This window comes from Secundilactobacillus collinoides DSM 20515 = JCM 1123, from assembly GCF_001435975.1.
GTDB classification, from domain to species: Bacteria; Bacillota; Bacilli; order Lactobacillales; family Lactobacillaceae; genus Secundilactobacillus; species Secundilactobacillus collinoides.
On sequence record NZ_AYYR01000013.1, the window covers coordinates 227711 to 242483 of the forward strand.

A 14773-nucleotide genomic window follows, 5' to 3' on the forward strand; every position below is an offset into this window, starting at 1 on the left:
CTATGAGAAATAGTTCGCCAGGTTCTTTTCATACTTGCTCCAGTCCGGCTTGCCGCCGTAAATGGCGGTACCTGCCAGCAACCGGCCAATCAGCGGTCCAGTCGTCAGACCGGATGCGCCAAGCCCGCTTGCAACTAAGATCTTTGGGTGCATCGGTAAGCGGCCGAAGAACGGCGAGTGGTCTTCAGTATAGGCCCGTGTACCCACCTTTGCTTCAGCAATACTATCAACCGTCAATCCAGCCACAAAGCGTTGTGCGCTGCCTAACAGGTCCTGCGTTGCCTCTTTGGTGACACTGAGATCGAATTTGCCTTCGTCATCGTGAGTAGCCCCAACGATAAGCTGTCCGTGACCAAGCGGGATCACGTCGCGTTCACCTTCAGGCATGAGGACAGGCATATTTTCGTAGTCTTGAAAGTCCTGAACGTTCAATTGAATGAGCTGACCCTTTTGCGGCCGGACTGCCACCTTCATGCCAAGCGGTGCCAATAGGTCAGGTAACCAAGCACCGGCCGCGATGATAATTTGGTCGAAACGTTTAGTCCCGGCAGGTGTGACGATATGGCCAGCTTCGTCCAGTGTAACCTTGCCGTGTTTAACTGTCAGATTAACCTGACTGGCCTGCGTCAGCAAATCATCAACGAACTTTGCACCATCGATCCGGGCGCCGCCGCTGACGTAAACACCGGGCTGGCCCTTGGACAATAGCGGGATCTTTTCCTTGACCTCTTCAGCTGTAAGCTGTTGGATCTCCCCCATATCAGGATCCTCAGCAGCCCGTTGTTTTGCGAGCTCCCAAAGTTTGGACATGTCCGTTGGGTCGGTTCGGGTAATGATCGTCCCGGTCTGTGCGTACACGTCGGTGGCCAAATTGGCTTCACGTGCCAGCTGCATCAAGAGTGATGCGCCATCCTTTGCAAGCTGATACCACTGTTTGTTGCGGCGCTTTGACAACCATGGTGAGATGATGCCCGCTGCCGCAGAGGTTGCCTGCCCGGTGCCATCATCATACAACGTGACAGCCAGTTGTTCATGACCCGATAATGTACTTAAATAATACGCGGCGCTTGCTCCAACGATACCGCCGCCAATAATTGCAATTTTTCGTTTCATAACATGCACGCTCCTTCAGAATCAATCTGTCTAGAACAATTTTAGCATAGTTCTGAGCGGTATCGGTAACTGAGTCGTAAATATCACAAATTATTAATGATAATCCCATTATTTACCGTTTTTATTCGGAAATGGAACCTGCTATCGTAAACAGTTTACTTATTTTTCAAAAAGTCAAACGTAATCTGCGAAGATTTGATCGATTCTCTGTAAAAACTTAAATTCTGCCTAGTGTTTACCAAAAGAAACAGTTTAACACGTTCAATATACCAAAAAACGTGGCACAGAATCTAATCTGCGCCACGTTTTTACATTTATTTAGAGAACCTTATTTGAGAACTTTGAAACGGTCACCATCATCCATGAAATCTTTATCACCCGCATCGCTCTCAATTGAACCGAAGTCCATTTGGGCACGTAACCGCCAACCGTCAGGAATACCAAAAGCTTCCTTTACAAGGTCATCGATCAGCGGGTTATAGTGTTGAAGATTGGCACCAATGCCGTTTTCGGCAAGGGAAGTCCAAACGGTAAACTGCGCGTTGCCTTGGGCCTGTTCTGACCAGTCATAGAAATTATCGGCGTAAAGCGCGAAATCGTTTTCCAACTGGTGAACGGTGTCCATATCTGTATAGTACAAAATTGTTCCAAAAGCAGCCTTGAACGCATTGATTTTTTCCAAAGTCTTTTGATAAGCTTCGGCACTCGGTACCTCAGACTCCAACCGCTTTGCCACGATGTCCCAAAGTTGTTCGTGCTTGTCGTTAAACAAGATCACGGCACGGGTCGTTTGGCTGTTAAAGGCCGTTGGCGCCAATTTAACACCCTTCTTGATCAGGTCAGCAAGTTCGTCAGGCGTCTGGGTCAAATGACGGCCTAAAGCGTAAATGGAACGACGTTGTTTGGATAATTCTAATAATTGTTCTTTCATGTGATATGCAACTCCTCATTGTTTGGTGGTGTTCGTTTTTGATTACGAAAAATAGTATATCAACTTACTTTTTATAAGTAAAGTGTTTTTTGAAACTATTTTTCATTTTCTTTCATTTCGACCGTAACCAAACGCTACCCTGCTGGTGCAAACGGGAATGCTTTGGAATCATGCCCGAATTTAATAGCTTCTTTACTTCCATGTATTTCCACTGTCATTTTCAAATGGTACACTGATAAGGATTGATTTTAATGATTAAGGATGTGGCACAATGTCTTTGAAACACGAACGACGAAAACTATTTAGCCAATATGGGTATTTCTTACTCTTATGGTTTGTGATCCAAGTCTTCTACAACACACCAATGGGAAATCTTCATTCCGGCTGGGCGGAGGAAGGTCTGCTGGACGTGGTCAAGGTCCTGATCTGGTTCGTCTTTGGCGTCTGGCTGATTCACCACACGCGAAAACAACTTGCGATTCCCCAACCCTATAAACAAAATTGGCACTTTAAGCCGTTTTACTACTGGCTGGCCGCAATCATCGTTTATTTTTTGGTGGTTGCCTTTATGCAAAAACACCAAATTGCCATCAGCCCAAAGTTTAAACCGGAATATTTTTTCCAGGATTTCTTAATCGTTGGGCTGTGTGAAGAAACGATGTTCCGCGGATATTTTCTGAACCGGCTGCTAAAACTATACGACAACGAGCAGACCGTCCTGATCATTCAGGCTGTCATGTTTGCTGGCATTCATCTGCCAAGATACTTTACAACTTACCCGACGCTGTCACCCTTGACCATCATTACAAATCTGATTACAGTGGGTTTGCTTGGTTACCTGTTTGGCTGGCTGTTTATCAAGAGTCGCTCGCTGTGGCCCGGCATTATCGTGCATAGCGTTTGGGACTTGCTAGTCGTGGCCCTCATTGGGGGTTAATTTCAGCGCGCCGTTCATTTCAGAAGAAACAGCATCAATCGCGTGCGGCTTAGTAAAAATGGCTAGCATTTCCATAAAGCTTTCAGCAGTATTACTGGTGTTAAGATCCGTCAGGGGCAGCCAAAAAATGCGGCCCTCATCGCCCTGCTTCAGTTTGCCGGTATAGTGGCTGGTTCGATACAGAAACCCAATCTTTCTGTACTGTTCGTCTTTATCGAACCACTCGACCGTCCCACAGGATTCGAGCTGACTGACAGTCAATCCGGTTTCCTCAAACACCTCGCGAATCATAGCATCGGAAACGGGCTCTCCTGGCTCCACGTGACCGCCTGGAAACGTGTGGCCGAACTTCCATGCCACATCGGTCTTATCCTCCACTAGGACCTCCTGTGCGGCTTCATTGATGACCATACACATGTTAACGAGTTCTACCGGTTCTGTTCTGCTTAACGGCATTCAAACCACCCCAATCTAAAAATATAGTAAAAAGAACTGCCTGAATTGAGTATATCAAATTCAGGCAGTTCTTTTCATGTTAGAATGCGGCAAAAATATTGAGGCGCCTGTTAATAAAACAGGGCACTATCGGCCTTTCAAGTGCTATCTTTGCCTGCATTTGGCGCTTTAAACAGATAGCCAGAGATTGCTTATATTCAATGGCCTGTAACACCACCCACACGCGATTGCGTTTTCTCCAAATGGATAGCCTGCTGATCAAAGAAATGATACCCGCACAACGTGAGAGAAAGCAACGGTTTCACTACTTTTTACCAAGCTTTCCAGTCTGACCTTGGAATTCTGCAGAATACTGATTCATATCAGAACGGTAACGGTCCATATCGTCGCTGAATTCAACGGCATAGTCCGCTTCTTCACCATGTTCGCCCATATCCAGACCAAGTTCTTCTTCACGACGATCGACCCGCATTGGCATGAATAATTGCATCACCTTAATGATAATGCTGCCCATGATTGCAACGAAGATGATTGTTCCCAAGGTAGCGGTAAGCTGAATCAAAAACATATGCCAGCCGCCGCCGTAGAACAACCCGTTACCAGACAAACTGGGGTTAACTGATTTCGTGGCGAACAAACCTGTCAAAATACTGCCGACGATCCCGCTGACACCGTGACAGCCAAAGGCGTCCAGAGCATCATCAACGCCGATCCAATCCTTCAAAACATTGACAAAGAAGTAACTTGCCAGCGTTCCGGCAAGGCCAATAAAGAAGGCCCCCACGATGGTGACGTAGCCGGCTGCCGGGGTAATACCGACTAACCCGCACAGGGTCCCGGTACAAACACCGACCAAAGTCGGTTTACCATTCTTGGTAAACATGTCCAAAAGCATCCAAGCAACCATGGCCGTGGCAGTGGCTACGGTGGTTGTAATAGTAGCTTGAACGGCGACGTTGTTCACGCCCAGCGCAGACCCAGCGTTAAATCCGTACCAGCCGATCCATAAGATTGCTGTTCCTAACAATACCCATGGCAAGTTGTAATGGGTATGCGGCTTGTCACCGTAGTGGATCCGTTTGCCAAGGAAGGCCGATAACACAAACGCAGTGATCCCAGCGTTGATGTGCACGACGGTCCCACCGGCGAAATCCACGGTCCCAATTTTAGCTAAAATCCCATTAGGACTCCAAACCATATGTACCATTGGGTAGTAAATCAAAATTGACCATAAACAAACGAATACCAATAGAAATCTAAATCGAATTCGGCCCACAACAGCACCGACGAACAGTGCGGGTGTGATAACGGCAAACATCATTTGAAAAATAGCATACAGCCCAGTGGGAATCTGGGTAGAGGTCAACTTCGTCATGTTAACACCCGCCATAAACAAGTGTTTGATGTTTCCGACGAACCCAGCAATGTTACCTTCAAAGGACATGCTGTAACCGACGATGACCCAGAGCAAAATGGCCACCCCCGTGAGCACATAAACGGACAACATCGTGTTGACAACGTTCCGCTTAGAAACCAGACCGCCGTAAAAGAAGGCTAATCCCGGGGTCATGAACAAAACTAAAATCGTGGATAAGATCATAAAAGATACGTTGGCTAAATTCAACAGCATCGCTTCCTCTCGTTAATGTTATAAATTCTAACATCATTTATGAGAGACAACCACTGTTTTAATCATATGTCAGGTAGTCAGGTGTGATAAGGGAAGCGCTTACTATACCAATGCGTAAGGTTATAAAATGATTAAAAAAATTTAAGAACTATGCGGTCTTATGTCATGTTTCATGTCGTTTCTGTGCCGGTAAAAAAAGAGCGTCAATAATTCACTAATCCCCCATTTTAAGCGTAATCAGAGCATTTTTAATCGAAATTAGTTTCTAACATCTGTGAAGAATTGCATTATTTCATCGACATCACGCCGACAGTTACCGGTGTTAGTGATGATTTTAGGAAACTGTTCAATTCTTTTTTAACACTGCGGGCAAACCGCCTTAAGACTTAAAAAAGGCGAAGGACCAAGACCCGTCCTACGCCTAACAAGTTATTTATTATGGTTGCGATGACCCCAGAACTGGAAGTAATCCGTTCGAAGAGCACCGTTATAAAGTTTGCGCCGCTTAGTGGCCTTTTCACCATAGAACGACTCAAACTGCAGGTCAGCAGTTAAAATGTACTTCGACCATGTCGTCATCGGTTTGAAGGCTTGACCCATTTGCTTATAGATCTGGCGAACACTCTTTTGATCACCCAGCCGCTTCCCGTAAGGCGGGTTAGCAATCAAAACGCCATCTTCCTGATCGGATGAAAAGTCCTTGACCGCCAATTGTTTAAACTGAATGTCGTGCAAAACGCCTGCGCCATTAGCGTTCAACTTAGCAATGTCAATCATCGAGCCGTCAATATCATATCCAGTAATGTCTAAAACAGGATTTGTTTCGGACGCGTGGGCTTCTTCTTTTAGCTGATCAGCCATCTTACGATAGTCCGGGTGCCAGTCCTCGCAAACCACGTGGCGGTTGATACCAGGCGCAATGTTGCGGCCAATCAATGCTGCCTCAATGGGAATGGTTCCTGACCCGCACATGGGATCAACGAACGGCATGTCGGTGTGCCAGCTGGTCAGTTTAATCAGCGCTGCAGCGAAGTTTTCTTTCAGCGGGGCGTCACCTTTTTCCTGACGGTAACCCCGTTTGAATAGACTGTCGCCAGTGGTGTCGAGGGTTAACGTTGCCACGTCCTTGTTGAGCGCAATTTCAAGGGGAAATAACGCGCCGCTCTCAGGGAAACGTGATTTGCGGTGATACGCTTCAGCCATTTGACTGACGATTGCCTTTTTGGTCACCGCCTGGATGTCAGACACACTGAATAACTTTGAATTCTTTGACCGGCCGTTCACTGGGAACTTGGCGTCCATTGGCAACCACTGATCCCAAGGCATGGCACTGACAGTATCAAAAATGTCATCAAAGGTCTTGGCAGGAAACTGAATTAAGATAATTTTGATGCGATCGGCGGTTCGAAGCCACAGATTGGTGCGTAATACATCGTGCATATTGCCTTTAAAAGCAACGCGGCCGTTTTCGACTTGGACGTCATAACCCATATCGCGCAGTTCCTGACCAGCAATTGCTTCAATTCCACTGGCAGTTGCAGCATATAGGTTTAATTCTTCATTGTTCATGCGTGTGCCCCTATTCCTTAGTTTTTAATGTCATCTTATCTAGCTTAAACGTGCTTGAAAGTTGCGGCAGTGAGCAGGACCGCTTTTTTCGGCGTTCATTTTAATTAATAGCCACAAAAAAAGTGGACGCCTAAGCGCCCACAATCCTGATTTGTAAATCGCTGTAAGCCATGTTCCGTACTTCACCTAATGCCAGGGACAGTTAGGTCAAGCGGTAATCATCTATCTCGAGAGTAAAAACTCTCCCCCCACAACTTAGTTCATTTCCGTGTGTGAAGCGCCCCTACCGTAGTTTGGGTTGCCCGCTCGAGGGGTTTACCACGTTCCACCACTACCGTTTCCGATAGCGTCATCGTCGCTGTGGCACTTTCAGAGGTATTCACGCATAGCCGAAACCTTAGCGCTTTTCCCCGCCGTAACTTCTTTCGAAGTCCCCCGGCTTATTTTTTCACCGAGCACGAACACTACAGACATCGCAGTCTGTGCGAGCATGGACTTTCCTCAGCCGACTTAAGCCGACCGCGATTACCCACAATTTACAAAAAATGTTAACTTATATTAAAGCCGGTGTGACGTGTTACTGTTGCTGGAATCTAACTGGGAGCCAAAGACATGGCGTTCCAGATTTGATAACCGCTTCAAGATATCCATATTCGTCACATTACTTGCTGGTTGACTCGTTTGAACCGTTTGCTGACCACCAACAGAAATCTGCTTTGTCAGCTCGTCCACCTTGGCTAACAAACGTTCATTTTCGTCCTGGAGGTGTTGATTCTCCTTCGTAAACGCTTCATAGTCTTTAATGACATTATCTAAGAAACTGTCAACATCAGCCGGGTCATAGCCCCGCATCTTCTGACGGAATTCTTTTTGTAAAATGTCCTTGGGAGTAAAATTGATCGTTGCCATTTAAATACACCTCATCATTTATTCAACACCAACATTTAAGATGATACCAAAAATTAGTCGAGATTGAAACCTTTTTTTGAATTTTCTTGAAATTCATACGCATATTCTTGCAATTGATCGAAATCAACCTGTTGCAAAGGATACGTATGACTTTCTTGCCAATGCATAATCGCATCATAATCGTACCGCGATTTGCCCTCATTGTCTACATCATATACTAAAAGTGCGCCATCCGTATGGGTCAACATGAAACTTTGATAATTTCTTAATTGTTGCGGCGATGTATAATCTTGCTCGCTGACCGCCGCCTGAAAGTCAACCTGGGTCTTAAGATCAGCCAATTTTTCCTGATTTTCAGGCTTCCACTGATTTCCAAAATGACTGAATGGCGTCATTAATGCAACGTTAAGTTCCGGGTAATCGGCTTTCAAATTAACGGCTGCCTTTGCCGCCATCTGTTCGATACCTAACTGGCCCCCAGTGATCACCCAGGTCGTCCCATCTTCGACTGCCTGGGTGATCACCTTCGTCAACGCGTAATTGATGACTTGATACTTTGGTTCTGTTTCTGAAAATAATCCCAGTTCATACGATCGATAACCCGTGATCCACAATCTTTGTGCCATATTGCCCGGCTCCTTTCTGCTTAATCTAACTTTCATATGCTGGGCACGTCATCAGGATGAGAAATCGTGTCAGCACTTTTAGAATTCCTCTGAACGTGATAGGCTAGGTCGAAGATGGACATAGATAGAAACAATCATACACGCGCCCACCTTAAAATAACTTAAAAATATCGGAATAGTGTCCGATATTCAGACATTTTGGAAACATGTGTTTGATAATTTATCGAGAACTAAGCCCGATATCACGCGTTTTTTGCATTTACTTGTTTATTGAAAACGCGTCCCTTGGTATAATAACACTAACTGGGTAAACTTAGTTTCGACTAATTCATAACGAAAAGAGATGATCCGGTCTGTGACAATTCATTATCCGAACGGTGCCCGCTTTTCGCCAAGCCAGCAGCCCAACAAAAAATTGAAGCTGACGACATATGGCGGCCGTGGTATGACTTTAGAACAGGAGCTTAATGAAAGCAACCAATATTACCTAGCGAACGATGTTGCTGTCATTCATAAAAAGCCAACCCCCATTCAAATCGTCAAAGTCGATTACCCCAAGCGCTCCGCCGCAGTTATTCGGGAAGCTTACTTCCGTCAAGCTTCCACCACGGACTACAATGGCATCTATCGTGGTCGTTACATTGACTTTGATGCCAAGGAGACCCAGGAAACGACCCGCTTTCCACTAGATAACTTCCACAAACATCAAATTGAGCACATGCGAAGTTGTTTAAAACAGGGCGGTATCTGTTTTGGCCTGGTCAAGTTTGTTAAATTAGATCAGCTATACTTACTAAAGGCGACGGATCTCATATCTTACTGGGACCATCAGGACACGGGGCGCAAATCGATTCCGTTAAAGGTGTTTGACGACATCGCGCTGCCGATCCACTACCGACTCAACCCAATTATTCCCTATCTCGATGCGGTTGATCACCTTATTTAACGCCTTAATCAAAGGAGCTTACTTATGTCAAGTAATTCAAATAACGACGAGACTCGTTCTGGGCGGCGACGGCGAAATGCCAAGCCCAAGCGAAAACGTCATCTATTTCGCAATATATTCACGACTTTACTGGTCTTGTTCTTAGGGGCCATCCTAGCTGGTGCGGGGCTGTTCTTCTATTACGCTCAAGGTGCGCCAAACATCACCGAATCTGAATTATCCAGTGATACATCCACCAAAGTGTACGATGCGAACAACAACGTTATTTCTCGGTTAGGTGCTCAAAACCGGGATTACGTTAAATCCAGCAAGATTCCCAGCACTTTGAAATCAGCTGTCGTTTCCATTGAAGACCGCCGATTCTATAAGGAACACGGGGTTGACCCGATTCGAATCGTTGAGGCCGCCTTTTCTAACCTGCGCGGCTCTTCACTTGGAATGCAGGGTGGGAGTACCCTGACCCAGCAACTTGTCAAACTGTCCGTTTTCTCAACGTCAAGTGCTGACCGGACGCTAAAACGAAAAGCGCAAGAAGCGTGGTTAGCCATTAAGGTCGACCAAAAGTACAGCAAGTCAAAAATTCTCGAATTCTACATTAACAAGGTTTACATGGGTAACGGGGTCTACGGTATGGAAACGGCGGCCAAATACTACTATGGGAAGTCGTTAAGTCACCTCACCCTGCCGCAGCTGGCAATGTTAGCCGGGATGCCACAAAGTCCGACTAACTACGACCCAACCCGGTACCCAAAGTACGCGACCTACCGGCGTAACCAAGTTTTGACAGCGATGGCACAGAATAAAGTCATCACCTCAGCTCAGGCCAAGGCCGCTGAAAAAACCAGCGTTAAAACTGGTTTAGCAAAGACCCACCCCGTAACAACCGTCACAAATAAGAACCAAAAGTACATTGATGCCTACTTGAAACAGGTCTACGCAGAATTGAAGGCCGATGGCTATAACACCAGTACTGATGGCCTCCGGGTCTACACGAACCTTGATATGTCGGCGCAAAAACATCTGTACAATATCGTTAACTCAAGCAACTACGTCAGCTTCCCAAGCAAGAAGTTCCAGGTTGGTGCAACGTTGGTCAACCCGAATAATGGGAAGGTCACCGCGATGATTGGGGGCCGGAAGACAGGCAATGTCAGCTTCGGCCTGAACCGGGCCGTCCAAACCGATCGGTCCAGCGGGTCGACCATCAAACCTCTGATGGATTACGGACCAGCCATTCAGTACCTGAAATATCCAACCTATCAACCTGTTAAAGATACGGCTTATACGTATCCGGGGACGACAAAATCACTAAATGATTTTGATGATAAGTACGAAGGCACGATTACGATGCGTAAAGCGCTGGTCGAATCTCGGAACATTCCAGCTATCCGGACACTTGACGCGGTCGGCATTACGAAAGCCACTAAATTTATGGCCGGTCTCGGCATGACCTTCAAGAACAAACTGACCTTGCAAAACGGGATCGGCGCGTACATCTCCACCGAACAAGAAGCTGCCGGATACAGCGCATTCGCGAATGGCGGCACCTATTACAAGCCAACCCTGCTGAACAAGGTTGTGACTAAGGATGGTAAATCCCATTCTTACAGCAGCACTGGTAAGAAAGCCATGTCCTCAGCGACGGCGTTTATGATTACCAACATGTTGAAGGGTGTTATTAACAGTTCCGACGGTTCCGGCACTTCAGCCGCTATTTCAGGCTTATACCAAGCTGGGAAGACTGGGACGACCGCCTATCCTGACGATTATGCAAGCAAGGTGCCATCAAGCAGCACGATGGATTCTTGGTTTACCGGTTACACTAAGAACTACTCGCTTTCCGTTTGGACCGGGTACGATAAACAGTACGCCTCAGGTGGCTACGTTACTGAGGATGAAACCAAGATAGCCCAAGAAATCTACAAGTACGAAATGACCTACCTCGCCCAGAACGAGAACGTCTCCAACACCGATTGGACAAAACCAAGTGACGTGGTGGAAACTAAGAAGAACGGGGTCACGGAATACTACATTCAGGGTTATCCTGGTGATACGACGACAAGCGCTAATGGCGGTACGTCGACCACTTACAGCAGTTCTTCAAGCAGTGCGACGGATTCCAGTTCAAGTAATGAAGCCACGACCAATAGTTCAACGACTTCGTCCACGAGTTCAACGGATTCTTCTAGTTCGTCCACTTCGACGGAACAGCAACCAACCGGCGGCAGCGGTAGCGGTTCTGGCAGTGATGGTACAAGTACTGAGACGACAAATTCATCGTCGACGTCGACCACCACTTCTGAAAGCACTGGCGGATCGACTGGTGGCACAACATCTAGTAAATCAAGCGCAACTGCAAACAGTTAACACGACTATCTGAAAACCCCGTTGATATCCATGTATCGATATCAACGGGGTTTTTGTGTTTTATTCAGGAAAACGATTTCATGATATACTGATTGCGAACACCAAACGCCCAATATTAACTATCAGACGGAGGCTTTTCAAATGACGACAAATGAATCTCGAATGTTAGCAGGCAAGTTATATAACGTCTACGATGCCAAAATGGCAAAAAAAGGCGACCGCAAACAAGCGTTATTGGCGACCATTAATCACGCCGGGCCGCATGAAGATGTGCAGCCAAAATTCGCTGAGTTGCTGGGGCAGACCGGCGCTCGTTGCTATATCGAACCACCCTTTTTCTGCGACTTTGGCGATCACATTTCACTGGGCGATGACGTGTACATCAACACGAATGCCGTTTTTCTTGATTCCGGTCAGATCACAATTGGTGACCGGGTGCTGATTGGTCCGCGGGTCAACCTATTTGCGGCCAGTCACCCGATTGCTGCCGATGTTCGAACTAAATGGTTAGCACTCGGTCACCCCATCGTCATTGGCAACAACGTCTGGCTTGGCGGTGGCGTGACAGTCAACCCCGGCGTGACAATTGGCGAGAACACAATTATTGGGTCTGGGGCCGTCGTGACCCATGATGTGCCGGCCAACGTGGTCGCCGCCGGCAACCCATGCCGAGTCATTCGGCCAATCACTGAAGCGGACCAAAACTATTGGCACCAGCAGGAACAAGACTACCTTGAGGAAATGGGCCCGCTTGATTCGCATAATGGCCCATCGCAGGACTAAAATGGCCCGCTAACCTCTTTCACCATCGATAACCAAGGAATTTTAACCACAATTCGAAAACGCCTGAAATCAATTGAATTCAGGCGTTTTTGAATTGTGGTTAAATTTTGCTAATTTTGGGTTGAATCACTCTGATCCCCAATATTAAAGAGCGGAATGTCAGGTATTTTTGAAGTATCTGCCCCTTTTGTGCCGGACTTTCCCTGCCCATTATTGCGGGTATTTCCCTGGTGCCGATCCTTTTCTTGCTGGACTTGTTCAGGCGTGGTGATGTGCTTTTTCTCCCAGGATAACAAGATTCGATCCATATACTTAAGGTTATACACCTGACTAAGAACCGCCTCTTTTAAAGCGAGTTGAATCATTTCACCAGAGTAGTGATCCTCATCCAGCCACTGGGCAATTGTTTCCAATTCGATTGGCGACAGTGGCCGGCCAAATTCGGATTCAACTTGCTTAAAGACCACTTGGCGATCATTAGTTGCCGTTTCTTTAACGTTCGCGGTTTCTTTATTAACCACAAACTGCGCCAATTTTTCGTACAATTGCGTAAAGTCATATGAATCCTGTGCCAACTGATCTTTTTGGTGCGTAGTTTTGATCTGCATTAAATTTTTACTGATCATCTCGTGCAACGATTGGAACACCTGATTCTCAGACAGTCCAATCGCTTGGCCAACAGTGGCCGATGGTGGAAAAGCGTTGCCGTGATCCGCAAAACTTTTCAATTGCAAATAAATTAAAAATTGCTCATTTGTCATACCTAAGTCCCGGTAATGACGCAACAATAACGTTGACACCACGGTGTTGCCGGATGCCAGTAACACACTTGTGAATGCATCCACTGCGGATGTCCCCCTTTTTGCGTTTTTTCGATGGTGCTATCTTGAATAGGATAGCCTTTTTGACCAAAGAAGACAACTATTCTGCGGAATAGCTGTCTTCTTTGTTGTTTGTGGGGCGATGGTGAAATTGTTTTTTGAAATGGTATGCAGAAAACCGGTGTAGAGGCTACTGCCGGTACAAAATCCAAATGCGGGATTTTATGCCGATGCATTGTGGTTCTCTGTCCTCGTGCTGAAACGCGTTCCGGAAGGCAGAGGGCTACTGCATAAGGCAACTCTGGCACAAAATCCAAATGCGGGATTTTATGCCAGAGTTGCCTTATGCTCCGCCCTCTAAGCGCCTTCCTCCACGCTCTACGGGTAAATCCTATTCAACAATCTTGGGAATGGGATGGTTTCTCTGACGTGGTCTTCTCCTGTGATCCAGGCTAAGGCACGTTCTAGTCCCAAACCAAAACCAGAATGCGGTACGCTGCCGTATTTTCTGAGATCTAGATACCATTCGTATTCCTTTGGATCCAATCCTGCTTTGACGATTTGGTCGTACAGATAGTCGTAATCCACGGCACGTTCTGAACCGCCGATGATTTCACCATAGCCTTCTGGGGCTAATAGATCGGCACAGATCACCACGTCATCACGTGTTGGATGCGGCTTCATATAGAATGGCTTGATTGCCTTTGGGTAGTTTAAGACGAACACTGGTTGATCGAAATGATCAGCTAAGAACGTCTCTTCTGGTGAACCGAAGTCAACACCCCAATCAACATCAAAGTCGTTTTCCTTCAACAGTTCAATGGCTTCATCGTAGCTGATACGCGGGTATGGCAGCTGTGTGTACCGTTTCAAAGTATCAACATCACGGTCCAAAGTCTTCAAAGCACCGGCACAGTGGTCAATGACATTTTGAACTAGGAAGGCGATATACTGTTCTTGAATTTCGAGACTTTGTTCCTGATGCATGAAGGCCATTTCTGGTTCGATCATCCAAAATTCAATTAAATGCCGACGTGTTTTTGACTTTTCAGCCCGGAAAGTCGGGCCAAACGAAAAGACCTTATCGAAGGCTAAGGCACCAGCTTCTTCGTACAGTTGCCCTGATTGTGACAGATAGGCATCACGGTCAAAGTATTCTGTGTGGAACAAATCGGTTGTGCCTTCAGGTGCGCTCCCAGTTAAAATTGGCGCGTCGATCTTCGTGAAACCGTGGTCGTTGAAGAATTGATAAGTGGCCCGAATGACTTCGTTTCTGATTGTCATAATGGCGTGTGGCCGACTTGACCGCAACCATAGATGACGATGGTCCATTAAGAAATCGACCCCGTGTTCCTTAGGTGTGATTGGGTAGTCGTGACTTTCGCCGACAACTTCAATCGTTTCAACTTCAATTTCGTAGCCGAATTTTGACCGTGCATCTTCATGAATCACACCGGTGATCCACATGCTAGTCTCTTGTTTAACTTCTTTTGCGAGTTCGAAAACGGCTTCATCGACGTTTTTCTTTAAAACGACGCCTTGGAAGAATTCTGTTCCGTCTCGTAATTGCAGGAAGGCAATCTTCCCGCTTGACCGTTTGTTGGTCAGCCAGACGCCGATTTTGACCTTTTCGTTAACGTGGTCTTTTGCGTCGATAATGTTAATCTGTTGCACCAATGTGTTTT

Annotated in this window: 13 protein-coding genes and 1 other RNA gene; 4 read left to right on the plus strand and 10 right to left on the minus strand. The window is 46.5% G+C overall.

Annotated features, from left to right (window positions below):
- Positions 1–1113, minus strand: a complete 1113-nt coding sequence (locus FC82_RS03500; protein WP_054758502.1) for an NAD(P)/FAD-dependent oxidoreductase — start codon at positions 1111–1113, stop codon at positions 1–3.
- A 328-nt stretch (positions 1114–1441) separates the two neighbouring features.
- Positions 1442–2044: a nitroreductase family protein gene (locus tag FC82_RS03505; RefSeq protein WP_056996220.1), complete on the minus strand. Its 603-nt coding sequence runs from the start codon at positions 2042–2044 to the stop codon at positions 1442–1444.
- 271 nt (positions 2045–2315) lie between these two features.
- On the opposite strand from FC82_RS03505, the gene FC82_RS03510 reads away from it, so the two are divergent.
- Entirely contained in the window at positions 2316–2981 is a 666-nt protein-coding gene (locus FC82_RS03510; RefSeq protein WP_056996221.1) for a CPBP family intramembrane glutamic endopeptidase, read from the plus strand.
- Here FC82_RS03510 and FC82_RS03515 read toward each other — a convergent pair.
- From FC82_RS03515 to FC82_RS03535, 6 genes are all read right to left on the minus strand, one after another.
- Positions 2955–3437: an 8-oxo-dGTP diphosphatase gene (locus tag FC82_RS03515; protein WP_056996222.1), complete on the minus strand. Its 483-nt coding sequence runs from the start codon at positions 3435–3437 to the stop codon at positions 2955–2957. The two genes, FC82_RS03510 and FC82_RS03515, sit on opposite strands and share 27 nt — an antisense overlap.
- Positions 3438–3741: 304 nt before the next feature.
- Positions 3742–5061, minus strand: a complete 1320-nt coding sequence (locus FC82_RS03520) for an ammonium transporter (RefSeq protein ID WP_054758498.1) — start codon at positions 5059–5061, stop codon at positions 3742–3744.
- A gap of 435 nt (positions 5062–5496) precedes the next feature.
- Positions 5497–6636, minus strand: coding sequence for a THUMP domain-containing class I SAM-dependent RNA methyltransferase (locus FC82_RS03525; RefSeq protein ID WP_054758496.1), 1140 nt, complete (start codon positions 6634–6636; stop codon positions 5497–5499).
- A gap of 159 nt (positions 6637–6795) precedes the next feature.
- Positions 6796–7173, minus strand: an RNA gene (gene rnpB / locus FC82_RS16425) — RNase P RNA component class B.
- A 21-nt stretch (positions 7174–7194) separates the two neighbouring features.
- Positions 7195–7545 carry a cell division regulator GpsB gene (gene gpsB / locus FC82_RS03530; protein WP_054758494.1) on the minus strand — a complete coding sequence of 117 codons (351 nt, stop codon included), beginning with the start codon at positions 7543–7545 and terminating at the stop codon, positions 7195–7197.
- 53 nt (positions 7546–7598) lie between these two features.
- A complete protein-coding gene (locus tag FC82_RS03535) occupies positions 7599–8171 on the minus strand; it encodes an SLOG family protein (protein WP_054758491.1) in 573 nt (190 codons plus the stop codon).
- Between the two features lie 355 nt (positions 8172–8526).
- Between FC82_RS03535 and recU the strand changes: the two genes are divergently transcribed.
- The 3 genes from recU (at position 8527) to FC82_RS03550 (ending at position 12267) form a co-directional block, all read left to right on the plus strand.
- Positions 8527–9117: a Holliday junction resolvase RecU gene (gene recU / locus FC82_RS03540; protein ID WP_054758489.1), complete on the plus strand. Its 591-nt coding sequence runs from the start codon at positions 8527–8529 to the stop codon at positions 9115–9117.
- A 24-nt stretch (positions 9118–9141) separates the two neighbouring features.
- Entirely contained in the window at positions 9142–11484 is a 2343-nt protein-coding gene (locus FC82_RS03545; RefSeq protein ID WP_056996223.1) for a transglycosylase domain-containing protein, read from the plus strand.
- Between the two features lie 141 nt (positions 11485–11625).
- Positions 11626–12267 carry a sugar O-acetyltransferase gene (locus FC82_RS03550; RefSeq protein ID WP_056996224.1) on the plus strand — a complete coding sequence of 214 codons (642 nt, stop codon included), beginning with the start codon at positions 11626–11628 and terminating at the stop codon, positions 12265–12267.
- Positions 12268–12377: 110 nt separating this feature from the next.
- Here FC82_RS03550 and FC82_RS03555 read toward each other — a convergent pair whose 3' ends face one another.
- Positions 12378–13112, minus strand: a complete 735-nt coding sequence (locus FC82_RS03555; protein ID WP_056996225.1) for a DnaD domain protein — start codon at positions 13110–13112, stop codon at positions 12378–12380.
- Positions 13113–13466: 354 nt separating this feature from the next.
- Positions 13467–14762, minus strand: coding sequence for an asparagine--tRNA ligase (asnS, locus tag FC82_RS03560; protein ID WP_054758714.1), 1296 nt, complete (start codon positions 14760–14762; stop codon positions 13467–13469).
- Between the last annotated feature and the right edge of the window lie 11 nt (positions 14763–14773).

Bases quoted from the DNA above. Each gene is read 5' to 3' on its own strand.
- FC82_RS03550 (WP_056996224.1), top strand. From the start codon at position 11,626: ATGACGACAAATGAATCTCGAATGTTAGCAGGCAAGTTATATAACGTC.
- FC82_RS03525 (WP_054758496.1), bottom strand. From the start codon at position 6,636: ATGAACAATGAAGAATTAAACCTATATGCTGCAACTGCCAGTGGAATT.
- FC82_RS03535 (WP_054758491.1), bottom strand. From the start codon at position 8,171: ATGGCACAAAGATTGTGGATCACGGGTTATCGATCGTATGAACTGGGA.
- FC82_RS03500 (WP_054758502.1), bottom strand. From the start codon at position 1,113: ATGAAACGAAAAATTGCAATTATTGGCGGCGGTATCGTTGGAGCAAGC.
- gpsB (WP_054758494.1), bottom strand. From the start codon at position 7,545: ATGGCAACGATCAATTTTACTCCCAAGGACATTTTACAAAAAGAATTC.
- FC82_RS03510 (WP_056996221.1), top strand. From the start codon at position 2,316: ATGTCTTTGAAACACGAACGACGAAAACTATTTAGCCAATATGGGTAT.
- FC82_RS03515 (WP_056996222.1), bottom strand. From the start codon at position 3,437: ATGCCGTTAAGCAGAACAGAACCGGTAGAACTCGTTAACATGTGTATG.
- FC82_RS03505 (WP_056996220.1), bottom strand. From the start codon at position 2,044: ATGAAAGAACAATTATTAGAATTATCCAAACAACGTCGTTCCATTTAC.
- FC82_RS03545 (WP_056996223.1), top strand. From the start codon at position 9,142: ATGTCAAGTAATTCAAATAACGACGAGACTCGTTCTGGGCGGCGACGG.